The sequence below is a fragment of the Caballeronia sp. ATUFL_F1_KS39 genome (assembly GCF_023630985.1).
Taxonomy (GTDB): Bacteria; Pseudomonadota; Gammaproteobacteria; order Burkholderiales; family Burkholderiaceae; genus Caballeronia; species Caballeronia zhejiangensis.
In genome coordinates, this window is the sequence record NZ_JALQDZ010000015.1 from 1 (window position 1) to 23,791 (window position 23,791).

Below are 23,791 nucleotides of genomic sequence, written 5' to 3' on the forward strand. Positions count from 1 at the left end.
TGATGCGCGACGGCACAACTTGGAATCCCCCAAAACCATGATCCTTACCAACTCAACCCTTGACGCTCAATACAGTTGCTTTCTTTGCAGCAGCAAAGAAAGTGACTGCCGCCCCGCACAGGGGCAGTGCTAATAGACCGACGCGAAACCGGGATCCGGCGAAAGCAAAGCAAAAAGCAAAAAGCAAAAAGGAGAACCCAACATCATGCCTTTGAAAAAGATACGCATCGGCATCAATCCATTGTCATGGATGAACGACGACCTGCCTTCGCTCGGCGGCGAGACGCCTCTCTCCACCGCCCTGACGGAAGGAAAACAGATCGGCTATGAAGGCTTCGAGCTAGGCAACAAGTTCCCTCGCGAACCGCAAGCGCTAAAAGCCTTGCTCGCGCAGTACGAGCTAGCGCTAGTCTCCGGTTGGTATTCAGGCCGACTCGCAGAACGCAGCGCAGAAGAAGAAATCGAAGCCGTGGGCCCCCATCTCGACCTGCTCGCGCAAAACGGCGCGACCGTAATGGTCTACGGCGAGGTCGCCAACTCGATCCAGGGCGCGCCAAAACCGCTCTATCAACGTCCGCGCTTTTTCTCGGATGCGCAATGGACCGAGTACGCAGACCGCCTGAACCGCTTCGCCGAATACACCCTCTCGCGCGGCGTGCGCGTCGCCTATCATCATCACATGGGCGCGTATGTCGAAACGCCCGCCGACGTCGACCGCCTCATGGCGCTCACCAACGATTCGGTCGGCCTGCTGTTCGACGCGGGACACATCACGTTCGCGGGCGGCGATGCCCTGAGCGTGCTGCAAAAGCACATCGCTCGTGTATGCCACGTCCACTGCAAAGACGTGCGCCCCGAAATCGTGAAGCTCGCGCGCAATCGCAACTGGAGCTTTCTCGATGCGGTCATCAACGGCGCGTTCTCCGTGCCCGGCGATGGCTGCGTCGACTATCCGGGCATCATCGCGTGTCTCGCAAACCATGATTACGAAGGCTGGCTCGTCGTGGAAGCGGAACAGGATCCGGTGATCGCGCCGAGCTACGCATACGCCGACAAGGGCTATCGCACGCTACGTACGCTCGTCGACGCAACATTCAAGGAGGCAGCATGAGCCTGCTAGTGAAAGCATCGCGCGAAGGACAAACCATCGCGCGCGTCACGCCCGATTCCGCGGGCTGGAAGCACGTCGGCTTCGCGGCGTATCGCCTGAATGCGGGCGATGTCGTGCATGTCTACGACGCGGATCGCGAAAGCTGCATCGTCGTGTTGACGGGCACGGTGAGCGTCGAAGCGGGCGACGAGCATTATCAGTCGATCGGCTCGCGCGACAGCGTGTTCGAAGACGCCGCGCCGTATGCCGTCTACGTGCCGCCGAAGCTCGCCGCCATCGTGCGTGCGGAACGCGATGCGCAGATCGGCGTCGCGAGCGCGCCCGCGAAGGGCGAGTTTCCGCCGCGTCTCATCGAGCCATCGCAGATGAAGCGCTCGACGCGCGGCAAGAACGCGAATACGCGCTACGTGTGCGACATTCTTCCGCAAACGGAAGATGCCGAGTCGTTGCTGGTCGTGGAAGTGCGCACGCCGGGCGGACATGCGTCGAGCTATCCGCCGCACAAGCACGATCAGGACAATGTGCCCGTCGAAAGCTCGCTCGAAGAGACGTATTACCATCGACTGAATCCGCCGCAAGGCTTCGCGTTTCAGCGCGTCTATACCGATGAACGCGATCTCGATGAAACGATGGCCGTCGAGGATCACGATGTCGTCATGGTGCCGCGTGGGTATCATCCGGTGGTCGTGCCGTATGGCTACGATAACTACTATCTGAACGTGATGGCCGGCGACAAGCGGACGTGGCACTTCAAGAACGATCCGAAGCATGAGTGGATCGTGGAGAGGGATAGCAAGGCGCAGGGTTAAGCGAGCGGGAAGGCGAATGCCGCATGTCGCGGCATTCGCTGCACTACGCGTTCCAGGGATCGAAGATCGTCGCGTCGAACTGACTAATGGGTGCCGATGCTCTTTCTCGACGCAGCGATTTCCGCGTACGCATCGGCTGCATCGTTATCGAAACTCGGCAGACGGCCAGCGAAATCTTCACTGAAGATGATCCGCGTGGCGTCCCATAGGCGCTGCCGCCTGATACCTGCGGCCATCGACCATATTCCATAGAGAATTTCTCCACGCGTGACAGTCGTGGTGAACAGTGCCGAACGCGGCTCGTTGGCGAGCCATGTCAAAACGCGCTGTTCCGGCGCCGGACGCAGCAACTCGGAAAGGACGTTGGTATCTAGAACGATCATTCATCGAACCCGGACGGGTTACGAATCGCCTCGCGCTTGGGAAGCTCCAACTCGACTCCGCCAAGCGGATCGATGCGGCCACGAATCGATTCGACAAGATTCTTTCCTTGCGCCGGTTCTGTCCAAAGAGCTGTCCGCAGAATGTCGCGAGCCTCTTCCTCCATCGAGCGACCGTGCTTCGCTGCCTGCATACGCAAGCGGGTCTCAAGTTGCTCGTCGATATCCTGAATGGTCATGGCCACCACGTTGACCTCCGTTGAAGCGATGTATCAAATTGAACTTCAGGCATATTGACTCGAATCGAACGTCCCACCGACCGACAGCCATTGCCGCGAGATCGCTTCATCGCGCGCGAGCGTCTCGATCGTCCCATCGAACTGTATCGCCCCATGCCCCATGACCGCGACGCGCGCATCGAGCGTGCGCGCGATCGTCAATCGCTCTTCGATCAGCAGCGTCGCGACGCCGCGGTTGCGCAGCATCGCGAGACACGCGGCCACTTGCGCGAGCACTTGCGGCGCGAGCCCTTCGCCCGGTTCGTCGATGACGACCAGCGACGGATCGCCCGTCAACGTGCGCGCGAGCGCGAGCATCTGCTGCTCGCCGCCCGACAACGCGCCCGCCTTCACCGACGCGCGTTCTTCGAGCACGGGAAACAGCCGATACGCATCGCGCAACGCAAAACGCGTGCCCTTCCTTTCGCCCAGCACGAGATTTTCGCGCACCGTGAGCGCAGGGAACACATCGCGCGTTTCGGGCACGTAACCAATGCCCAGCCGCGCGATGCGATGCGCCCTCAAGCCGACGAGCTGAACATCGCGATAGCGCATGTCGCCCGCGCATCGCACGAGTCCCATGATGGCTTTCGCGAGCGTCGATCGTCCCGATCCGTTGCGGCCGACAAGCGCCACCGCTTCGCCTTCGTCAATGCACAGGTGCACGCCGTGCAGCACTTGCGCCGCGCCGTACCACGCGCACAAATCGTCGATACGCAACTGCGCCTTCATGACGCGACTCCACCGAGATACGCGTCCTGAACAGCGCGATTCGCGCGTATCGCAGCGGGCGTATCGGTGGCGATCACGCGCCCTTGCACGAGCACCGAAATGCGATCCGCGAGGCCGAAAACCGCATCCATGTCATGTTCGATGACGAGCAGCGTGCGCCCTTCCGTCGTCGCGCGAATCAGTTCGAGCGCGCGAGTCGCCTCCGCGCGATTCATGCCGGCGGTGGGCTCGTCGAGCAAGATCAGCGACGCATCGGTGGCAAGCGCGATGCCCAGATCGAGCGCGCGTTGCTCCGCGTACGTCAGGCGTGCCGCGAGTTCGTCGGCGCGCGCGGCAAGGCCGATGGCATCGAGCATCGCGTGCGCGCGTTCGTCGATTCGTCGCGAAGGCAGCCATCGATCGACAAGCCGCGACGATGCCGCGCCGAGCGCCGCGCAACGCAGGTTCTCGAACACGGACAAGCCGCCGAACACGCTCGTCGTCTGAAAGCTGCGGGCAAGCGAGCGCGATACGCGTTGCGGCGGCTTGCCGGTGATATCGATTCCGCTCGCGACGATGCGTCCATCGTCGGGCCGCGTGCGTCCCGAGATCAGATCGAAGAGCGTGGATTTGCCCGCGCCGTTCGGTCCGATGAGCGCGTGCCGCTCGCCCGCAGCGACCTGCAAGTCGACGCCGCGCAGTACGCGCGTCACGCCGAAGCGCTTGACGATGCCATGCAATTCGAGCGCCGCGTTCATCGCGCGGTCCTCGTGCGTCGCGCGAGCCACAAGCCCAGCAACGCGCACGGCAACGCGATGAACCACGCGCGTGCATCGGTTCGTCCGGCGTAAAGCGCTTCGACCGGCACGACGACCGCGACGCCCCACGCGATCGCGCTCAGCATGCCGATGCACAAGGACCGCGCATCGCGCCGAACGAGGCCCGCGACGCCTTCCGGCGCGGCCACGACGACCCACATGAACAAGAGCCCGAGATACATCGGCCACGCGGTGCTGACGCTCGCGAGCCCGACGCTGAAGAACGTGAGCAGCACCGCGCCGACGATCGGCCCGGCGAACGTGCCCGCGCCGCCGATCACGGTCGCGACGAGCGCGCTCGTCGATCGCGCAAGACCGACGCTCTCCGACGACACCAGCTCGACGTTGATCAACGCCAGCACGCCCGCGATGCCCGCGAAAAACGCCGACACGATCAACACGTGCAAGCGCACGCGCGCGGGCGCGAAGCCGATCGCGGCGGCGCGCGCGGGATTGTCGCGCACGGCGTTGGCGAGACGGCACATCGGCGTGCGCGAAAACGCGAACATCGCGACCGCCGATATCACGCACCAGCACGCGATCAACGCATACGCCTCGCGCGGCGGCCCGAAGGTCATCGCGAAGAACGAAGGCCCGCTCGCGCGATCGATCGTCACGCCGCCCTCGCCGCCGAACCACCCCTGCACGAGCCACACGCATGCGGCGACGAGTTCGCTCAAGCCCAGCGTGATCATCGCGAAGGACGTGCCCGCGCGCTGCGTCGAAATCGCGCCGAAAACGACCGCGACGAGCATCGCCGCGCATCCGCCGATCATCGGCAGTAACGGCAACGGCACGCCGAATCGAGCGAACGCATGCGCGGCGGCGAACGCGCCGAGACCCGAATAGACCGCGTGCCCGAACGAGAGCAAACCCGTCTCGCCGAGCAACAGGTTGTACGAAAGCGCGAGGACGATGAGCGTCGCCGTCTGCGCGAGATACGCGAGCAGCCACGATTGATCGACGACGAGCGGCGGCAGCGCGAGCGCGACGATCAGCGCGATGAAGACCTTAAGCATCGCGCGTGCGCTCGCCGAAAAGCCCGCGCGGCCGCGCGGCCAACATCGCGACGAGCAGCAGATACGGCAGCACGGGCGCGAGTTGCGCGACCGTCAACGCGCTCCACGCAGGCGGCAAGGTCACGCCGAGCGATGCCGCGATGCCGCCCGCCGTCGCGCTCGCGCCAACCGCGAAGGTCTGGACGCAGCCGATCAGAAGCGACGCGACGAGCGCGCCGCCGAGCGATCCGAGCCCGCCGATCACGACGACGACGAACACGATCGGGCCCATCGCATCGGCCATCGCCGGTTCGATGACGGCGAGCGGCGCGCCGATCACGCCAGCGAGCGCGGCGAGCGCGGTGCCGGCGGCGAAGACCATCGTGAAGACGCGCGGCACATCGTGGCCGAGCGTTTCGACGGTCGCGGGATGCGTAAGCGCCGCGCGCACGATGAGCCCCGTTTTCGATGTACGCAACACGAGCCACAGCGCGCCGAGCATGACGACGGCGACCGTCATCATGAACACGCGATAGCGCGCGAACGATGCGCCGTACAGCATGAAAAGCGGTCCGTCGAGCACGCGCGGAACGGCGGCGGGCAACGGCCCGAGTCCCCAGACGAGCTTCACGCCCTCGCCGATGACGATGGCCGCGCCGAAGGTCAGCAGCATGTCGGCGAGCGCGCCGCGCGCATGGACGCGCCTCAATAGCAGGCGCTCGAACAAGGCCCCGGCAACGCCAACGATCAATGGCGCACAGATGAGCGCGAACCAGAATCCGCCGTACGCGGCGAGCGCCTGCCCGACATACGCGCCGAGCATGTAGAAACTCGCGTGCGCGAAGTTGAGCACGCCGAGCATCGAGAAAATCAGCGTGAGTCCCGCCGACAGCATGAACAGCAGCAATCCCACGCTCACGCCGTTGAGCAGACTGACGCAAAACCACTGAAGCAAAACGCGACCCTCAGCCGGTGATGAGCGGCTTCAACGCATCGACGAGCGGCGCGGGCAACGGTACCGGCCTGCGCGTCACGCGATCCACGTAGACATGCACGAAATGCCCCTGCGCGGCGGCTTCGTCCGCGCCTTGCGTGAAGATCGCGACTTCGTAGCGCACGCTGGTATTGCCGAGCTTCTCGACGCGCAAGCCCGCCTCGATCGGTTCGGGAAACACGACCGGCGCGAAGAAATTGCAGCGCGTCTCGACGACGAGGCCGATGGTTGCGCCCTCGCTGAAATCGAGCACGCCCGCGCGCAGCAGATACTCGTTCACGACCGTATCGAAGTAGCTGTAGTAGACGACGTTGTTGATGTGGCCGTAGACGTCGTTATCCGACCAGCGCGTGCTGATCGGCAGGAAGTGCGCGTAATCGGCGCGCGTGGTCGGGACCGGCTTGCTCATCGCTCAGAGAGACTCCATCAGCATGCGTCGATAATCGTCGGCGCTCGCCTCGCGCGGGTTCGTCTTGTGGCAGTGATCCGCGAGCGCGCCCTTCACGACCTTGTCGAACATGCTTTCGTCGACGCCCATCTGCGACAGACGCGTCGGCAGGCCGAGGCGCGCGGTGATGTCGTGCACGGCCTGCGCGACATCGGCATCATCGGGGAGATTCATCACGCGGCGCATGCGCCCGAAACGCCGGTCCGCGACGACCGTCGGCGCGCTTTCGTTGAAGCGCAGCACGGCAGGCAAGACCACCGCGTTCAGCGTGCCGTGATGCAGCGACGTGCGTCCGTTCACCGCCAGCCCGCCCAGCGGATGCGACAGCGAATGCACGCAGCCGAGGCCCTTCTGGAACGCCATCGCGCCCTGCATCGACGCGGACATCATGTTCAGACGCGCGTCGCGGTCCTGGCCGTCGTGCGTCGCGCGCTCGATGTTGGCCCACGCGCGTTCGAGTCCATCGAGCGCGATGCCGTCGGCGGGCGGATTGAACGCGGGCGCGAGAAACGTTTCGATGCAATGCGCGATCGCGTCCATGCCGGTCGCGGCGGTGAGCGACGGCGGCAGGCCGAGCGTGAGCGACGGATCGCAGACCGCCGATTTCGGCAGCAGATGCCACGAATGGAAGCCGAGCTTGCGCCCGTCGTTCAGGATGATGATCGCGCCGCGCGCCACTTCGCTGCCCGTGCCCGACGTGGTCGGCACCGCGATCAGCGGCGCCGCGCGCTCGGTGATCTTGCCGCTGCCGCCTTCGATCGTCGCGTAGGTCGTGAGCGGCTCGTCGTGCGTCGCGGCAATCGCCACGCCCTTCGCCAGATCGATCGATGAGCCGCCGCCCACCGCGATCAGGCCGTCGCAGCCTTCGCGCTTGTATTGCGCGGCGGCTTGCATGACCATCGCTTCGGTCGGATTCGACGGCGTGTCGTCGAACACCGGCAGCGCGCCGAGCCGCGCGCTTTCGATCACGCGATCGGCAAGCCCCGCTGCCTTCACGCCTTTATCGGTGATGACGAGCGGACGCTTCATCCCGATGCGCGCGCATTCGCTTTGCAGCGTCTGTAGCGCGTCGTAGCCGAGATGAATGTGGGTCAGATAGAAGATGAAGGCCATGGCGTCAGCGTCGATAAAAGAGGTGCGGCCATGTTGAAACCGCACGCCGGAAGTGTCAATCGGGGTTAGATCGACGCCGACAAGGCGCGCACTTCATCGACGAAGCGCTCGACGGTCCCCCGCTGCGTATCCCACGCGCACATCAGACGGCAGCCGCCCGAGCCGATGAACTGATAGAAGCGCCAGCCCTTCGCGCGCAGCGCCGCCGCGACGTGCGCCGGCAACTCCGCGAACACCGCGTTCGATTCGGGCTTGAAGAGCAGCGACACGCCCGGAATGCCGGCGAGGCGCTCGGCCATCAGCGATGCCATCGCGTTCGCGTGACGCGCGTTGCGCAGCCAGACGTCGTCGTCGAGCAGACCGAGCCACGGCGCGGAAATGAAGCGCATCTTCGAGGCGAGTTGCCCGGCCTGCTTCAGGCGATAGGCAAAATCGGCGGCGAGCGCCTTGTCGAAGAACACGACCGCCTCGCCCACCGGCAGACCGTTTTTCGTGCCGCCGAAGCACAGCACATCGACGCCCGCGCGCCACGTGATCTCCGACGGATGCACGTTCAGCGTCGCGACCGCGTTCGCGAAACGCGCGCCGTCCATGTGGATCTTCAGATGCCGCCGCTTGGCGATGGCCGCGATCGCGCGGATCTCCTCGACGGTGTAGACGGTGCCGACTTCCGTCGCCTGCGTAAGCGAGACGACCTTGGGCTTCGGATAGTGGATATCCGAGCGCTTCGTGACGAGTTCCTCGATCGCGTCGGGCGTGAGCTTGCCGTTCTCGCCCTTCGCGGTGAGCAGCTTCGAGCCGCCGGAGAAGAATTCGGGGCCGCCGCATTCATCGGTTTCGATATGCGCGAGTTCGTGGCAGATCACCGAGTGATACGACTGACAGAGCGACGCGAGCGCGAGCGAATTCGCCGCCGTGCCGTTGAAGACGAAAAAGACTTCGCAATCGGTCTGGAAGAGGTTGCGGATGCGGTCGCAGACTTGCGTGGTCCACGAATCGTCGCCATAGGCGGGTTCGTGGCCGCTCGTGTTGGCCTGGATCAGCGCTTGGAGCGCTTCCGGGCAGATGCCTGCGTAGTTGTCGGAGGCGAAGTGTTGGATCGGGTCCGTGGGCGCTGTCATGGGGTCGCTGTGATGGCCGGTTTTTGAACGCGGCGCGCGCGGGCGCTAAAACATCGAACGTCATCGCGCGCGCCGGCAATCGGGCCATTTTAGCGGTTCATCGCCTTCCGAACCGCGTGCGCCTACTTGGTGTTCGGCGCGCTCGCGGCGTTGGCCTGCTGCGCCTGTTGCGCCTGCTTGTCCTTCTTGTTCGCTTCGTGATGGCCGATCGCGCAGCCGCCGATCGCGCCCGCGGTGCCATGTCCGCCCGCGACATGTCCCGCGACGCCGCCGACCGCCGCGCCCTTCAGACAGCCCTTCGCCTGCGCGGCGCCCGTTGCTGCGAGCATCGTCGAAGCCAGAATGATCGATGCGAGTCTGCGATTCATATGTCGTCTCCCTTGTGTTGATGGAACTTCACGGGAAGACGCACGCGCCATACCTGACAGCGTGTAAAGAAAAACGGCCCGATCTTCGTCAGATCGAGCCGTTTTGTCAGAAGCGATGAACGCTTAAAGCTGCTGCTGCACCCATCCGGTCACGCCGGCCAGCGCGGCCGGCAGATTGGCCGGTTCCGTGCCCCCTGCCTGCGCCATGTCGGGACGGCCGCCGCCCTTGCCGCCGACCTGCTGCGCGACGAAATTGACGAGCTCGCCCGCCTTCACCTTTTTCGACGCGTCCGGCGTCACGCCCGCGATCAAGCTGACCTTGCCGCCATCGACCGATGCAAGCACGATCGCCGCGCTCTTGAGCTTGTCCTTGAGCTTGTCGACGGTTTCACGCAGCGTCTTTACGTCCGCGCCTTCGAGTTGCGCGGCGAGCACCTGCACGCCGGAAACATCGACGGCCTTCGAGACGAGTTCGTCGCCCTGGCTCGCCGCCAGCTTCGATTTCAGCGCGCCCAGTTCCTTCTCCAGCGACTTCACGTGCTCCTGAACCTGCGCGATGCGTTGCGTGAGTTCGGACGGTTGCGCCTTCAGCACGCCCGCTGCCGCATTGATGCGCTGATCCAGTTCCTGCACGTAGCGCACGGCGTTGTCGCCGGTGATCGCCTCGACGCGGCGAATGCCCGCCGCCACGCCGCCTTCCATCACGATCTTGAAGAAGCCGATGTCGCCGGTGCGCTGCACGTGCGTACCGCCGCACAGCTCGCGCGAGAAGCCGAGATCGAGCACGCGCACGGTGTCGCCGTATTTCTCGCCGAAGAGCGCCATCGCGCCGCCCTTCACCGCGTCGTCGTACGGCATCACGCGCACGACGCCCGGCGCGTTCGCGATGATCTCGTTGTTGACGATCTGCTCGACGCGACGGATTTCTTCGTCCGACATCGGCGCGTTGTGTGCGAAGTCGAAGCGCGTCTTGTCCGCATCGACGAGCGAGCCTTTCTGCTGCACGTGACCGCCGAGCACTTCGCGCAGCGCCTTGTGCATCAAATGCGTGGCCGAGTGATTGCGCGCGGTGCGGGCGCGGCGCACGCCGTCGATTTCCGCCTTCACGACGTCGCCGACCTTGAGCGTGCCCTGCTCGACCGTGCCGTGATGACCGACGACATCGGCCTGCACTTTCAGCGTGTCCGCGACGGCGAAGCGCACGCTTGCGTTCGCGAGCACGCCCTGATCGCCGACCTGGCCGCCCGATTCGGCATAGAACGGCGTGTGATCGAGCACGACGACCGCTTGCTGGCCGTCCTTCACTTCATTGACCGATGCGCCTTCGACGTACAACGCGAGGATTTTCGCGTCGTCGAAGATTTCCTTTTCGTAGCCGTGGAACGTGGACTTCGCGCCCGAGTATTCGAGGCCCGCCGCCAGCTTGAACTTGCCGGCCGCGCGCGCCTGATCGCGCTGACGCGCCATCGCGTCGTCGAACGCGGGTTCGTCGACGGTCACGCCACGCTCGCGGCACACGTCCGCCGTCAGATCGAGCGGGAAGCCGTAGGTGTCGTGCAGCTTGAACGCGAGTTCGCCGTCCAGTTGCTTCACGCCCTTCTTTTCGAGATCGGCGAGTTCGCCTTCGAGGATCGACATACCGTGCTCGATGGTCTCGAAGAAGCGCTCTTCTTCCTGACGCAGCACGTCGGTCACGCGTTGTTGCGCATCGGTGAGTTCCGGATACGCCGCGCCCATTTCCGCGACGAGATCCGCGACGAGCTTGTGGAAGAACGCGCCCTTCTTGCCGAGCTTGTAGCCGTGACGGATCGCGCGGCGCACGATGCGGCGCAGCACGTAGCCGCGGCCTTCGTTGCCGGGAATGACGCCGTCGACGATCAGGAACGAGCATGCGCGGATGTGGTCCGCGATCACCTTCAGCGAGTTGTTTTCCAGATCCGGCGTGTTCGTTTCGCGCGCCGCGGCCTTGATGAGATTCTGGAACAGGTCGATCTCATAGTTGCTGTGCACGTGCTGCAGCACCGCGGCGAGACGTTCGAGGCCCATGCCGGTATCGACGCACTGCTTGGGCAGCGGCGTCATGTTGCCTTGCGCGTCGCGATTGAACTGCATGAACACGAGATTCCAGATCTCGATGAAGCGGTCGCCGTCTTCTTCGGGCGATCCCGGCGGGCCGCCCCAGATTTCCGGGCCGTGGTCGTAGAACACTTCGGAGCACGGACCGCACGGGCCGGTGTCGGCCATCTGCCAAAAATTGTCCGATGCGTAACGGGCGCCCTTGTTGTCGCCGATGCGGATGATGCGCTCGACCGGCACGCCGATTTCCTTCGCCCAGATATCGAAGGCTTCGTCGTCTTCCTGATAGACCGTGACCGTGAGTTTTTCCGCCGGCAGGTTGTAGACCTTCGTCAGCAGTTCCCAGCAGTAGTGAATCGCGTCGCGCTTGAAGTAATCGCCGAACGAGAAGTTGCCGAGCATCTCGAAGAACGTGTGATGCCGCGCGGTGTAGCCGACGTTCTCCAGATCGTTATGCTTGCCGCCCGCGCGCACGCTGCGCTGCGCGGTCGTCGCGCGCGAATACGGACGCGATTCGCTGCCCAGGAACACGTCCTTGAACTGGACCATGCCCGAGTTGGTGAAGAGCAGCGTCGGGTCGTTGCCGGGCACGAGGCTCGACGAACGCACGATCGTATGGCCCTTCGATTCGAAAAACTTCAGGAATTTCTCGCGTATTTCGGCGGCTTTCATAGCGTACGGGGCGTGTCTTCGGTTCTTTGATGGCGCCCGCGGGCAGCTGATTTCGCAGGCTGCCGGCGGAACAAGGGTGATTGTCGATTATACGGGATTCGCCGCGCGCGCCCGGGCGATGCGGACGCCCGCGCTATCGCGCACGCCGCGGTTCTGTGCGACAGTCGCACTCCGGAGACACAACGTAGCGAGACACATCGATGGGAGCCTTGAGCCATATCCGCGTGCTGGACCTGACCCGCGTGCTGGCGGGACCGTGGTGCGCGCAGACGCTCGCCGACTTCGGCGCGGACGTCATCAAGATCGAGCGGCCCGGAACCGGCGACGACACCCGTCACTGGGGCCCGCCCTACCTCAAGACGCCCGAGGGCAACGACACGCACGAAGCCGCGTACTACCTCGCGGCGAACCGCAACAAGCGCTCGGTGACGGTCGATATCGCCACGCCCGAAGGCCAGCAGATCGTGCGCGAACTGGCCGCGCAAAGCGATGTCGTCCTCGAAAACTACAAGGCCGGGCAACTGAAGAAGTACGGGCTCGACTACGAGTCGCTGAAGGCCGTGAAGCCGGACATCGTCTATTGCTCGGTGACGGGCTTCGGGCAGACGGGGCCGTACGCGTCGCGCGCGGGCTACGATTTCATCGTGCAGGGCATCGGCGGATTCATGAGCATCACCGGCGAGCGCGACGGCCAGCCCGGCGGCGGTCCGCAGAAAGCGGGGGTGGCGATCGCCGATCTGATGACCGGCATGTACGCGACCATCGGCGTGCTCACCGCGCTCGCGCACCGCGACCGCACGGGCGAGGGCCAATACATCGACATGGCGCTGCTCGACGTGCAGGTCGCGATGCTCGCCAACATGAACACGAATTTTCTCGCGAGCGGCAAGCCGCCGGTGCGCTGGGGCAACGCGCATCCGAACATCGTGCCGTATCAGACCTTCCAGACGAGCGATGGCTGGATCATCGTCGCGGTGGGCAACGACGGGCAGTTCCGCAAGTTCGTCGAAGCGGGCGGACGCCCCGAGCTGGCCGACGACGCGCGTTTCGCGGCGAATCCGTCGCGCGTGCGCAACCGCGACATGCTCGTGCCGATTCTCGCGGACATGGTGCGTCTGAAAGGCAAGCACGAATGGATCGCCGAGCTCGAGGCGGCGGGCGTGCCGTGCGGGCCGATCAACGATCTCGGCGAAGTATTCGAGGATCCGCAAGTGCTCGCGCGCAGGATGCAGATCGATCTGCCGCATCCGACGGCCGGCACCGTGAAACTCGTCGCGAGCCCGATCAAGATGAGCGCGACGCCGCCCGAAGCGCGCACGCATCCGCCGCTGCTAGGCGAGCACACGTCGAGCGTGCTGGCCGACGTGCTCGGCTACGACGAAGCGAAAATCGCGCGATTGCGGGAAAAGAAGGCGATCTGAACCCTTATCGAACGCCCGCGCCGATCAGACCGCCCGCCGCCGCGCCCGCGACGGTGCCGATCGGCCCGCCCGTGACCAGATACCCGAGCGCGCCGCCGGCGGCCGCGCCGACGCCCGCGTGAGCCTGCTGACGCGAGACGTTTGCGCAGGCGGCGAGGCTCGATACGAGCGCGGCTGCGGCGGCGAATTTGAGCGTCGTGAGGGCGATCTTCTTCATGATGGGCTTCCTTGTGTTGTCGTTGTGATGTGTTGTGCCTGGCGCTCGAGCGTGCCCCCGGAACCGGCGCGCTCGATGCACGCGAGCCGATCTTAAGAGCCCGCGCGCGCGCCTTTCAACGCGATTTACGTCCCGTTACGGCGGTTACGAGGCGTGCCGCGGCACGTAAACCATGTAACGGAACTCGCGAAACGGCGCGACGGCTGGAACCGCCCGGCGAAACAAAGCGCGAGCGCTTCCTCATACGCCGCCGCGGCCTGCCCCGGACGGTTGCGTAAGGTAGAATCGACCCAATATTCAAGGCCTTCGTACGCGTTTCGAGTTTCATCGAGCGCTTCCCGAACCGATCACGCGCGCGAGCGCATCCGCTGCCACTTTTTCCGCATGAACACCGATCGCAACGACGCTCCGGCGCCATCCAATTTCATTCGCAACATCATCGAAGACGACAACCGCTCCGGCAAATGGTCGCAGCGGGTCGAGACGCGCTTTCCGCCGGAGCCGAACGGCTATCTGCATATCGGCCATGCGAAGAGCATCTGCGTGAACTTCGGCCTCGCCGCGGATTACGGCGGCGTGTGCCATCTGCGCTTCGACGATACGAATCCCGAGAAAGAAAGCGTCGAATACGTCGATTCGATCATCGACGCCGTGAAATGGCTCGGCTTCGACTGGAACAAGAACGGCATCGAGCACCGCTATTTCGCGAGCGACTACTACGACAAGCTGTACGAATACGCCGAAATGCTCATCAAGAAGGGCCAGGCGTACGTCGACAGTCAAACGGCCGAAGAGATGCGCGCGACGCGCGGCTCGGCCACCGAAGCCGGCATCAACTCGCCGTATCGCGATCGTTCGCCCGAAGAAAACCTCGACCTCTTCCGCCGCATGAAGGCGGGCGAGTTCAAGGAAGGCGAGCACGTGCTGCGCGCGAAAATCGACATGGCGTCGCCGAACTTCAACATGCGCGATCCGGTCATCTACCGCATCCGCTTCGCGCATCATTACCGTACCGGCGATACGTGGTGCATCTACCCGATGTACGACTACGCGCACTGCGTGTCGGACGCGATCGAGAACATCACGCACTCGCTCTGCACGCTGGAGTTCGAAGATCATCGGCCGCTCTACGACTGGTTCCTCGCGCAGCTCGCGGACGACGGCGTGTTTCAGCGTCCGCTCCCGCAACAAATCGAGTTCTCGCGCCTGAACCTCACCTACGCGATCACGAGCAAGCGCAAGCTGCTGCAGCTCGTGCAGGACAATCACGTCGACGGCTGGGACGATCCGCGCATGCCGACCATCGTCGGCGTGCGTCGCCGCGGCTTTACGCCGGAAAGCATTCGTTTGATGGTCGAGCGCGTCGGCGTGACGAAGGTCGATTCGTGGATCGACATGAGCATTCTCGAAGGCGCACTGCGCGACGATCTCGACGAGAAAGCGCCGCGCGCGATCGCCGTGCTCGATCCGCTGAAGCTCATCATCGACAACTATCCGGAAGGACAGAGCGAGGAATGCAGCGCGCCGGTGCATCCGCATCATGCGGATCGCGGCGTACGCACGTTCCCGTTCTCGCGCGAATTGTGGATCGAGCGCGAGGACTTTCAGGAAACGCCGCCGAAGGGCTATTTCCGCCTCTTCCCCGGCAACAAGGTGCGTCTGAAGTACGGCTTCATCGTCGAATGCACGGGCGCGGACAAGGACGAGAACGGCAACGTGATCGCAGTGCACTGCAACTACTTCCCGGACAGCAAGTCGGGCACCGAAGGCGCGAACAACTACAAGGTGAAGGGCACGATCCACTGGGTCAGCGCGGCGAGCGCTTATGCGGCCGAGGTGCGTCTGTACGACCGTCTGTTCAAGGAACCGCAGCCGGGCGCGGGCGGCGCGGAGTTCCTCGACGCGCTCAATCCGGATTCGAAGCGCGTCGTGAACGCCTATCTCGAACCGAGCGCGCGCGATGCGAACGCCGAAGACCGCTTCCAGTTCGAGCGGCACGGCTACTTCGTCGCGGACCGTGTGGATTCGCAGCCGGGTAAGCCCGTGTTCAACCGCATCGTCAGCCTGCGCGACAGCTGGGGCAAGCCGGCCTGACATCGATGCAACGAGGGCGCCGCGCGGCGCCCTCGTCGTGTCTGGCGGCCCGGCCATACGCCGCTTCCAACGAGGAGAACATGAAGCAGTCGCATTCCTTCGCGCCGCGCCGCACACGGGCCCAACGAAGCGCCGCCCTCGCCTCCGTGCTGCTGTTCGCATCCGCCGGCGCGGGTGCCGCCACGAGCGCCGAACTGGCGACGGCCCAAGCCAGCGTCGATCAGATGCCGCCGTCGGCGACGCTGCGCAAGATCGCCGAGAACGGCGCGATCGTGCTGGGCACGCGCGAATCGTCGGTGCCGTTTTCGTACACGGTGAAGCAGCAGCCAGTGGGCTACTCGTACGACATCGCACTGAAGGTCGTCGACGACATCAGGAAGCGCCTCAAGATGCCGAACCTCGCGGTCAAGAACGTGATGGTCACGTCGGCGAACCGCATCTCTTATGTCGTGAACAATCAGGTCGATCTGGAATGCGGCTCGACCGCGCATGTGGCCGATCGCGATCCGCTCGTCGCGTTCTCGAACAGCTTTTTTCAGTACGGCATCCGCATGGCCGTGAAGAAGAAGTCGGGCATCCGCGATTACGACGATCTCGCGAACAGGACGGTCGTGACGACGGCGGGCACGTCGGACGAGCGCATGCTGCGGCAGATGAGCATCGACAGGAAGCTGAACCTGCGCATCATCAGCGCGCGCGATCATGCGGAGGCGTTCGCCGCGCTGAAGTCGGATCGCGCGGTCGCGTTCGTGATGGACGATCCGCTTCTCTACGGCAAGATCGCGCAGGAAGGCGCGGCGCGCAATGAATACACGGTGACGGGCGCGCCGCTCGCGAACGAAGCGTACGGCTGCATGATGAGAAAGGGCGACCCGGTGTTCAAGCGCATCGTCGACGACGTGATCGCCGGCATGCAGCGCTCGGGCGAAGCCACGAAGCTCTACGAGACGTGGTTCATGCGCCCGATTCCGCCCGACGGCATCAACCTGCAATTCCCGATGTCGCCGGAAATGAAGGCGCTCTTCGCCAATCCCAACGACCGCACGATCGACTGATCGCGCCGGTCAAAGCGTCTCGTGCAGTTCGGCGAGCAAGAGCGTGGTCTGAAAGAGCCGCGCGAGACTGCGGCTCGCGAACTGATCGACATCCGCCGGACTGACCCAGCGATACGCATCCATCTCCGGAATCATGGTGCCGTCGCTGTAGCGCGGGAAAAACGATTCGCACACGCAATTTTCAAGCTGCACTTCCTCGGCGGAAACGCGCACCGCGAACAGATGCAGATCCTTGTCGCGGCGATAGACGAAGCGCCCGAGATCCTTCAGACGTTCAGCGGGCAGCACGATGCCCGTCTCCTCGACGAGCTCGCGCAACGCCGCCTCGCGCGGGCTTTCGCCCGGATCGGCGGCGCCCTTGGGCACGTCCCAGTGCGTGGTTTCGGTCGCGTGACAGAGCAGCACGTCGCCCTGTTCGTTGAGGATGACCACGCCGCACGATACGGTGCGCGCGGTCATCGATCGCTTGCCCGGTTCGTCACTGCTTCTTGAGTTTCCACGTGCCGTCGCTCTGCTTGCATGCGGTCGGGATCCAGGTTTGCGTCTGTCCCTTCGCGTGCGCGACGAGCGTGACCTTGCGGCATTTGAGGCCGCCGGATTCGAAGGTTTCCTGCGGCGTCACCGTTCCGTTGATCGGGACCGTGTTGCCCGTGCCCTCGTTGTTCCAGTCGAGCGATTCGCCGTCCTGCTTCGTGTTGAGCGCGATCTGCGCGGCCTTGTTGAGCGCCTGCAGGTCGCGCTGCTTCATGTAGGTGATCGGCGTGTTGTTCAGGAAGCCGAGATTGGCGGCGGATGCGGTCGCGCTCACGGCGACGAGCGCGGCTGCCGCGATCGTCCGGAGAGAGGCGTGAGCGAACGCTCGATCTCGTATCGGCATGAAGTTTCTCCTCGTTGCATTGGTGTTTCGCCGATGACCGCGCCGGCCGTCGGCTGCAACGAGAATAGCATGAGGCGCGGGCCGCGCCGCCCGCGCTGTCTCAGTTTTGCGCGGACTTCATTTCGTTGATGCCGATGCCCTTTTGCGAGTCCTTGTCCCTCGCCGGATCGTAGCCGTCGGTGAGCGTGCCGAGGAACGCGACGACGTCCTTGATCTCGGCTTCGTCGAGCGCGGGTTTGTCGCCTTTCTTGCGATCGAACGGCGGCTCGGTGTTGACGTTCTCCCAGTACTTCTTCGGCAGGTCGTCGAACTTCTGCACGGCGCCGTTCTTCGACACCGGATAGAACTTTTCCGGATTCGTGTCGCGCTCGACATAGAAACGCACCACGTCTTCCAGACGATGATAGATGCCGTTATGGAAGAAGGTCTTGCGCGTCGCGACGTTGCGCAGCGACGGCGTGCGGAAGATCCCGCAATACTCGCCCATGCCCTTCAGGTCGCGACGCTCGGGACCGCATGCGCCGAGATCGTGGAAATTCGGATTCTTGTTGATCGGCAAGGCGCGGTTGCGCGGCACGCCGATCGCGATCAGGCCGAAGTCGCTGAACTGCGGCGGCGAGCCGTCCTTCGCGCGCTGGCTGATGTGGCACGACGCGCAATTGCCCTTGTTCTCGTCGTTGAAGAGTTGCAGGCCGTGCATTTCGGCGTCGTTGAGCTTCGCGCGGCCGGCGAGGAACGCGTCGTACTTGCTCGTGTACGGATAGAACTTGTCGGGCGATTGCTCGAACGCTTCGAGCGATTCCAGCACCGACGCGAACGCCTTGTCGTCGCTTGCGAAGACATCGGCGCCGAACGCGCGGCGGAAATCATCGGCATAGGACGACGCCTTCACCGCCGCGACGACCTTGCCCGGCGTGCTGCCCATTTCGAACGACGACAGAATCGGGATGCGCGCCTGATCCGATCCGCGATCGACGCGGCCGTCCCACGTCAGGCCGCCGGTCGGACCGGCATCGACGCTTTCGTCGCCTTCATCGTCGGAATCGTGGAAGTGACGCGTGAAGGCAGGCACCGACTGCAAGTACCTGAGCGACGGCACCGCGCGAAAGCCCGCCTGATGCATGTCGTTGCCGCCGAGCTGCACGGACAGCGCATTCGGCGGCCCGAACGCATGACTCGGGCTATGGCACGACGCGCACGCGAGCTTGCCCGACCCGGACAGCGACGGATCGAAGAAAAGCTTCTCGCCGAGCGAGGTGATCTGCTTCACATGCGCGAATACTTCCGCGCGCGATTGACCGTGCGGCGCCGAGTTGTCCGCGTTGGCCGCATTCACCGTCTTGGCCGCGACGTTCGCCGCGTGCGAATCGCAGCCGCTCATCGCCGCCGAAAACGCGGCAAGCGCGATGGAACACAGGACGAACGGCAGGCGCATCGAAGACATGGCGTAGGAGGCGGAATCGAAAGATGCCGAAGCGTATGTCGTCTGCGTGTCTTTCATGTGACAAGCCTCGACGCTTTCACATCGAACCATCTACGCGAAATTTATTAAGCAAACATTACGCAAACGAAAGCGTTATTACATGGTTGCGTCAATTTGCGTTGCGACACTGCGCACGCCGGCGAGCAAAGACTCATTCGACGATGAAGCCGCGCCGTGCGCCGGTCCCCAACACAAGAGAGATCCTCAATGAACAAGAAACTCGTTTGCGCGGTGCCGATCGTGGCCACTGCCGCATTCGGCCTCTACGCATGCGGTGGCGACGACCATCACGACAGCAGCGATATTTCTTCGGTGAAGAACGTCGTCGTGATCTACGCGGAAAATCGCAGCTTCGACAATCTGTACGGGCATTTCCCCGGCGCGAACGGCCTGCAGAACGTGACGGCGGCGAGCGCGCAGCAACTCGACCGCGACGGCAGCGTTCTGCCGACATTGCCGACGATCTGGACCGGCCTGACGGCGACGGGCGTGACGCCCGCGATCACCGCGGCGATGACGACGAATCTGCCGAACGCGCCGTTCGCCATCGACGATCCGAAGGGCTTCAACATCCAGCTCAACGTCACGACGCGCGATCTGTATCACCGCTTCTACGAGAATCAGATGCAGATCGACGGCGGCAAGAACGACAAGTTCGCCGCGTGGGGCGATTCGGGCGCGCTCGTGATGGGTCACTACGACACGCCGCCGGACAAGCTGCCCCTCTACAAGATCGCGCAGCAATACACGCTCGCGGACAACTTCTTCATGGGCGCGTTCGGCGGCTCGTTCCTGAATCACCAGTGGCTCGTCTGCGCCTGCACGCCGATCTATCCGAACGCGGACAAGAGCGTCGCGGCCGGCTCGATTTCGGCCGTGAATGCCGATGGCGTGTCGCTGAAGCTCAAGACGAATCCGCCGCCTTCGGCGCTCACCGGCTCGGCGGACGCGCAGTTCGTGAACTCGGGCACGCTCACGCCCGACTTCTACGCCGTCAACACGATGCAGCCGCCGTATCAGCCGAGCGGCAACCCGGCGCCCGCGGGAGTCGATCCGGCGCTCGGCGATGCGACCAAGGCCAACACGCTGCCGCCGCAGACGCAGCAGCACATCGGCGATCTGCTGAACAGCGCGGGCGTGAGTTGGGCGTGGTACGGCGGCTCGTGGGCGGCGGCGCTCGCGAACCGCTCGGTCATCAACGGCGCGGTCAACGTCGTGCCTGACTTCCAGACGCATCATCAGCCGTTCAACTACTTCGCCGATCTCGCGCCCGGTACGGCGAACCGCGCGCAACACTTGCTCGACGGCGGCACGAACGGTTCGGAGTTCATCAAGGCGATCGACGCGGGCACGCTGCCGCAAGTCGCGTTCTACAAGCCGCAGGGCAACCTGAACGAGCACGCCGGTTACACGGACGTCGCGCAGGGCGACCAGCACATCGCCGATCTGATCTCGCATCTGCAGAAGAGCCCGCAGTGGAAGAACATGGTCGTCGTCGTGACGTATGACGAAAACGGCGGCTTCTGGGATCACGTCGCGCCGCCGAAGGGCGATCGCTGGGGTCCGGGCACGCGCATTCCGGCGCTCATCATTTCGCCGTACGCGAAGAAGGGCTTCGTCGATCACACGCAGTACGACACCACGTCGATCCTTCGCTTCATCACGAAGCGCTTCAACCTGCCGACGCTGCCGGGCCTCGCCTCGCGCGACGCCGCGCTGGTGGCGAACGGCGCGCCAAAGATGGGCGATCTGACCAACGCGCTCGACTTCTCGCAGTAAGCATCGCGCGCACGCAACAATGAAAGGGCCGCGGCTTTCGAAGCCGCGGCCCTTTCATTTTGCCGACGATCACGCGAGCGCGAAGATCGTCGCCAGATCGCTCGTGCGCGACGCGCCCGCTTGCGCGAGAACGCGCGCTTCCAGTTCGTCGATGTGCGTACGCATCGCAGTTAGCGCGGCATCGAGATCGCCCTGTTCGAGGGCGTCGATGAGTTGCGCGTGTTCATCGGATGAGCAGTTCGACAGCTTCGATGGATCGAAAAGCGCCTTGTAGAGCTCGGTCTTCGCGACGAGCCTCGCGAGAAACGCCTCCACTTCCGGCGCGCCCGCGAGTTCCGCGAGGAGCACATGAAAGTGGCCCGCGAGACGCACGCATTCCGCGACGCTCCCCGCTTTCAGCGCGCGCTGTTCGGCCTTGACGTGAGCGCGCAACGCACGCAACGCCTTCACGCTCAACGCGCCGCACAGCGATGCGACGATGCCCGCCTCCACCACTTGCCGCGCGCGATAAACCTCGCGGATGTCGTCGACGGTCGGCGACGGCACGAACGCGCCGCGATTCGCTTCGAGCGTGAGCTTGCCTTCCGCGCCGAGGCGCGCGAGCACCTTGCGGATCGTGCCGCGCGTGCACTCGAAGGCTGCGGCGAGCTCGCGCTCGACGAGCTGCGCGCCGGGCGCGAGCTTGCCCTGCAAAAGCGCGGACGCGATTGCCGCGTAGACGCGCTCGTCCGCGGAAATGTCCTTCGATGAAGTGTCCTTGCGTGATGCCATGATGCCCGCCGTGCTTGCGATGAATCGCATTGTAGCGAGCGCGCACCGCCGCGTACGAATGCGCCCTATTCGCTCCGTCGTATTTTTGGTTGACCAAAAATAGAGAGAATGGTCAACCATTTCGCTCCGAGGAACCGTCACATGAAAGCATCGAACGTCGCGTGGCTCGCGGTGATCGTCGCGATCGGCCTGAATCTGCGGCCGCTGCTCACGTCCGTCAGCCCGCTGATGGGCGTGATCTTGCACGCGACAGGACTGTCGTTTCGCGGGGCGTCGATGCTGACCGGCTTGCCCGTCGTCGCGATGGGCGTGTGCGCGTTCGGCGCGAGCGCGCTGTCACGCTCGCTCGGCAATGCGCGCGGCGTGGCGCTCGGGCTCATCGCGATCGTCGCGGCGTGCGCGGCGCGCCTCGTCGCGGGGAACGCGGTGGCGCTCGTCGCGAGCGCGGCCATCGCGGGCACGGGCGTCGCCGTCATTCAGGCGCTCTTGCCGGGCGTGATGAAGACGCGCTTTCCCGCGCGCCTGCCCTTCGCGATGGGCCTCTATTCCGCATCGATCATGGCGGGCGGCGGGCTCGGCGCGAGCATTACGCCGGCGGTCGCATCGCGCGTGACGTGGCAGGCTGGACTCGCGTTCTGGGCTGTTCCCGCGCTGATCGCGCTCGCGGCTTGGATGATGCTGATGCGCGCCGATGCGTTGCCGCGCGTCGCATCGACGGGCCGCGCGAAGCCCGCGCCGTCGCTCTTTCTCAATCGTCGCGCGTGGACGCTCGGGATTTTCTTCGGGCTCGTCAATGGCGGCTATACGAGCCTCGTCGCGTGGATGCCCGCGTATTACCAGCAACTCGGCCGCGGCGTGACCGAAAGCGGCGCGCTGCTGGCGATGCTCACGGCGTTCCAGGCGTCGTCCGCGCTGCTGTTGCCGATGGCGGCGGCGCGTTTCGGACGCGGCAGGGATCGTCGTCCGTGGATCGCGCTCGGCCTCGCCGCGCAGCTCGCGGGGTTCGCGCTGTTGCTAGTGGCGCCGCTTGCCGCGCCGCTCGCCGTCGTCGCGTTGCTCGGCGCGGGCCTTGGCGGTGTGTTCGCCCTTTCGCTCGTGCTGACGCTCGATCACGCCGACGATCCCGCGTTGGCCGCGCGGCTCGTCGCGTTCGTGCAGGGCGTGGGGTTCGTGATCGCGGCGATTGCGCCGGTCGTCGCGGGCATCGTGCGCGACGTGAGCGGCGGCTTCTCGATGTCGTGGATGATGCTCGCCGCGAGCCTCGTCGCGATGATCGCGCTCGACGTCGTGTTCGTCCCGCGCGGGTATGCGCGCGCGATGCGGTCCGCGCGGGTCAGCGAACCGCGTGACAGGCGAAGAACTCGTCGAGCAGATCGGTCATCTGCCATACGGGACACGGACGGCGGCAATGCCCGTCGTAACCCGCTTCCTTGAGATGCGCGATCGGCTCTTCGGGCAGAAAACCGCTCATCGCGATGATGAGGCGAGTGGCGTCGTCATCGGCTTCGCGCAGCGCCCGCACCAGCGCGTAGTTGCCGGAACCTCCGATGCGCGTATCGAGAAAAAGCACATGCGGACGCCATTGCTCGACGATGTTTCTGGCCGATGACACATCCGCCGCAAGTTGCGCCGGAAAGCCCTTCAGCTCGAACAGCGACGCAAGCGACGCGCCGAGCACGCGTTCCGGCAGCGCGAGCAGCACGCGGCGCGATTCCGGTTGCAGGCGCAGCTTCTTGCGATTCCATAGCGAGCATTGCGCCGGGCTGGTTTCGTATGCTCGATTGTTCAAGTCACCCTCTTTCGACGATGCGGTACGCACCGTCACCGTTGTGGCGCACCGCGCGCCACGATGACGCATCGGCGCACCGTCGATGGGCGGCACGTCTGCTTGTACGAGATGGTTAAATTTGTGAAGCGTTATGTGGCGCGGAGTTGCGGGGATCGGGCGCGCACGCGGGGGAAGGACGGGCAGGAAGCGGGCCAGGCGATGGCGCCTCGCTGCTTGCTTTGCGCGGAGCGCAAAGCAAAAAGCCCAGCCGAAGGAAGACTGGGCTTTTGCCTGTGTGCAGGCCGTTTGGCCCGCCCTACACGACTCGAACGTGTGACCTACGGCTTAGAAGGCCGTTGCTCTATCCAGCTGAGCTAAGGGCGGAGAACCGGAGCGGGCGGCGGAAGCAACGCGAGTAAGACGCGAGAC

The 23,791-nt window shown here is 64.5% G+C and carries 24 protein-coding genes and 1 tRNA gene; 7 read left to right on the forward strand and 18 right to left on the reverse strand.

The window, feature by feature from the left end:
• Window positions 1–205 precede the first annotated feature (205 nt).
• The gene (gene iolE, locus NCR93_RS09295) at window positions 206–1,111 is read left to right on the forward strand and encodes a myo-inosose-2 dehydratase (RefSeq protein WP_175982529.1); all 906 of its coding nucleotides are present in this window, start codon (window positions 206–208) and stop codon (window positions 1,109–1,111) included.
• Window positions 1,108–1,920, forward strand: a complete 813-nt coding sequence (gene iolB, locus NCR93_RS09300; protein ID WP_008341974.1) for a 5-deoxy-glucuronate isomerase — start codon at window positions 1,108–1,110, stop codon at window positions 1,918–1,920. Before iolE ends, iolB begins: the two co-directional genes overlap by 4 nt.
• Before the next feature lie 83 nt (window positions 1,921–2,003).
• On the opposite strand, the gene NCR93_RS09305 is transcribed toward iolB, so the two are convergent.
• The 11 genes from NCR93_RS09305 to alaS all read right to left on the reverse strand — a co-directional run bounded on the left by NCR93_RS09305 (window position 2,004) and on the right by alaS (window position 11,897).
• Window positions 2,004–2,303, reverse strand: coding sequence for a PIN domain-containing protein (locus NCR93_RS09305; protein WP_239295554.1), 300 nt, complete (start codon window positions 2,301–2,303; stop codon window positions 2,004–2,006).
• The gene (locus NCR93_RS09310) at window positions 2,300–2,548 is read right to left on the reverse strand and encodes a FitA-like ribbon-helix-helix domain-containing protein (protein WP_208457010.1); all 249 of its coding nucleotides are present in this window, start codon (window positions 2,546–2,548) and stop codon (window positions 2,300–2,302) included. Before NCR93_RS09310 ends, NCR93_RS09305 begins: the two co-directional genes overlap by 4 nt.
• Window positions 2,549–2,584: 36 nt before the next feature.
• The gene (locus NCR93_RS09315; protein WP_175982531.1) at window positions 2,585–3,310 is read right to left on the reverse strand and encodes an ABC transporter ATP-binding protein; all 726 of its coding nucleotides are present in this window, start codon (window positions 3,308–3,310) and stop codon (window positions 2,585–2,587) included.
• On the reverse strand, window positions 3,307–4,047 hold the full coding sequence (locus tag NCR93_RS09320; protein WP_239295555.1) for an ABC transporter ATP-binding protein: 741 nt from the start codon (window positions 4,045–4,047) through the stop codon (window positions 3,307–3,309). The genes NCR93_RS09315 and NCR93_RS09320 overlap by 4 nt, the downstream gene beginning before the upstream one ends.
• Window positions 4,044–5,126, reverse strand: a complete 1,083-nt coding sequence (locus NCR93_RS09325) for a branched-chain amino acid ABC transporter permease (RefSeq protein WP_239295556.1) — start codon at window positions 5,124–5,126, stop codon at window positions 4,044–4,046. Before NCR93_RS09325 ends, NCR93_RS09320 begins: the two co-directional genes overlap by 4 nt.
• The gene (locus NCR93_RS09330) at window positions 5,119–6,000 is read right to left on the reverse strand and encodes a branched-chain amino acid ABC transporter permease (protein ID WP_051996832.1); all 882 of its coding nucleotides are present in this window, start codon (window positions 5,998–6,000) and stop codon (window positions 5,119–5,121) included. Before NCR93_RS09330 ends, NCR93_RS09325 begins: the two co-directional genes overlap by 8 nt.
• Window positions 6,001–6,070: 70 nt before the next feature.
• Complete coding sequence (locus tag NCR93_RS09335; RefSeq protein WP_008341987.1) at window positions 6,071–6,508, reverse strand: acyl-CoA thioesterase; 438 nt, start codon at window positions 6,506–6,508, stop codon at window positions 6,071–6,073.
• Between the two features lie 3 nt (window positions 6,509–6,511).
• Window positions 6,512–7,660, reverse strand: a complete 1,149-nt coding sequence (gene gbd / locus NCR93_RS09340) for a 4-hydroxybutyrate dehydrogenase (RefSeq protein ID WP_175982532.1) — start codon at window positions 7,658–7,660, stop codon at window positions 6,512–6,514.
• Between the two features lie 65 nt (window positions 7,661–7,725).
• On the reverse strand, window positions 7,726–8,760 hold the full coding sequence (locus NCR93_RS09345; protein ID WP_033537101.1) for a threonine aldolase family protein: 1,035 nt from the start codon (window positions 8,758–8,760) through the stop codon (window positions 7,726–7,728).
• 143 nt (window positions 8,761–8,903) lie between these two features.
• The gene (locus NCR93_RS09350) at window positions 8,904–9,149 is read right to left on the reverse strand and encodes a hypothetical protein (protein ID WP_008341990.1); all 246 of its coding nucleotides are present in this window, start codon (window positions 9,147–9,149) and stop codon (window positions 8,904–8,906) included.
• Window positions 9,150–9,272: 123 nt separating this feature from the next.
• On the reverse strand, window positions 9,273–11,897 hold the full coding sequence (gene alaS / locus NCR93_RS09355; protein WP_008341992.1) for an alanine--tRNA ligase: 2,625 nt from the start codon (window positions 11,895–11,897) through the stop codon (window positions 9,273–9,275).
• 200 nt (window positions 11,898–12,097) lie between these two features.
• On the opposite strand from alaS, the gene NCR93_RS09360 reads away from it, so the two are divergent.
• Window positions 12,098–13,318 carry a CaiB/BaiF CoA transferase family protein gene (locus tag NCR93_RS09360; protein ID WP_175982533.1) on the forward strand — a complete coding sequence of 407 codons (1,221 nt, stop codon included), beginning with the start codon at window positions 12,098–12,100 and terminating at the stop codon, window positions 13,316–13,318.
• A 4-nt stretch (window positions 13,319–13,322) separates the two neighbouring features.
• On the opposite strand, the gene NCR93_RS09365 is transcribed toward NCR93_RS09360, so the two are convergent.
• Window positions 13,323–13,535 carry a hypothetical protein gene (locus tag NCR93_RS09365; RefSeq protein ID WP_008341996.1) on the reverse strand — a complete coding sequence of 71 codons (213 nt, stop codon included), beginning with the start codon at window positions 13,533–13,535 and terminating at the stop codon, window positions 13,323–13,325.
• A 384-nt stretch (window positions 13,536–13,919) separates the two neighbouring features.
• Here NCR93_RS09365 and NCR93_RS09370 point away from each other — a divergent pair, with 384 nt between their 5' ends.
• Together NCR93_RS09370 and NCR93_RS09375 are read left to right on the forward strand one after the other, a co-directional pair.
• Window positions 13,920–15,629, forward strand: coding sequence for a glutamine--tRNA ligase/YqeY domain fusion protein (locus NCR93_RS09370; RefSeq protein ID WP_175982534.1), 1,710 nt, complete (start codon window positions 13,920–13,922; stop codon window positions 15,627–15,629).
• An 80-nt stretch (window positions 15,630–15,709) separates the two neighbouring features.
• Complete coding sequence (locus NCR93_RS09375) at window positions 15,710–16,684, forward strand: transporter substrate-binding domain-containing protein (RefSeq protein WP_008341999.1); 975 nt, start codon at window positions 15,710–15,712, stop codon at window positions 16,682–16,684.
• A gap of 9 nt (window positions 16,685–16,693) precedes the next feature.
• Here NCR93_RS09375 and NCR93_RS09380 read toward each other — a convergent pair whose 3' ends face one another.
• From NCR93_RS09380 to NCR93_RS09390, 3 genes are all read right to left on the reverse strand, one after another.
• On the reverse strand, window positions 16,694–17,143 hold the full coding sequence (locus NCR93_RS09380) for an NUDIX hydrolase (protein WP_175982535.1): 450 nt from the start codon (window positions 17,141–17,143) through the stop codon (window positions 16,694–16,696).
• A gap of 19 nt (window positions 17,144–17,162) precedes the next feature.
• Window positions 17,163–17,561, reverse strand: coding sequence for an RT0821/Lpp0805 family surface protein (locus tag NCR93_RS09385; protein WP_008342001.1), 399 nt, complete (start codon window positions 17,559–17,561; stop codon window positions 17,163–17,165).
• 100 nt (window positions 17,562–17,661) lie between these two features.
• Complete coding sequence (locus NCR93_RS09390) at window positions 17,662–19,005, reverse strand: cytochrome-c peroxidase (protein ID WP_175982536.1); 1,344 nt, start codon at window positions 19,003–19,005, stop codon at window positions 17,662–17,664.
• Between the two features lie 246 nt (window positions 19,006–19,251).
• Between NCR93_RS09390 and NCR93_RS09395 the strand changes: the two genes are divergently transcribed.
• On the forward strand, window positions 19,252–20,823 hold the full coding sequence (locus tag NCR93_RS09395; protein WP_008342003.1) for an acid phosphatase: 1,572 nt from the start codon (window positions 19,252–19,254) through the stop codon (window positions 20,821–20,823).
• A gap of 69 nt (window positions 20,824–20,892) precedes the next feature.
• Here NCR93_RS09395 and NCR93_RS09400 read toward each other — a convergent pair whose 3' ends face one another.
• Window positions 20,893–21,594, reverse strand: a complete 702-nt coding sequence (locus tag NCR93_RS09400) for a GntR family transcriptional regulator (RefSeq protein WP_239295557.1) — start codon at window positions 21,592–21,594, stop codon at window positions 20,893–20,895.
• Window positions 21,595–21,735: 141 nt separating this feature from the next.
• Here NCR93_RS09400 and NCR93_RS09405 point away from each other — a divergent pair, with 141 nt between their 5' ends.
• Complete coding sequence (locus tag NCR93_RS09405; RefSeq protein ID WP_175982538.1) at window positions 21,736–23,028, forward strand: cyanate transporter; 1,293 nt, start codon at window positions 21,736–21,738, stop codon at window positions 23,026–23,028.
• Here NCR93_RS09405 and NCR93_RS09410 read toward each other — a convergent pair.
• Together NCR93_RS09410 and NCR93_RS09415 are read right to left on the reverse strand one after the other, a co-directional pair.
• Entirely contained in the window at window positions 22,928–23,383 is a 456-nt protein-coding gene (locus NCR93_RS09410) for a response regulator (RefSeq protein WP_063828766.1), read from the reverse strand. The genes NCR93_RS09405 and NCR93_RS09410 overlap by 101 nt on opposite strands.
• A gap of 286 nt (window positions 23,384–23,669) precedes the next feature.
• Window positions 23,670–23,746: transfer RNA gene (locus NCR93_RS09415), tRNA-Arg, on the reverse strand.
• Window positions 23,747–23,791 lie beyond the last annotated feature (45 nt).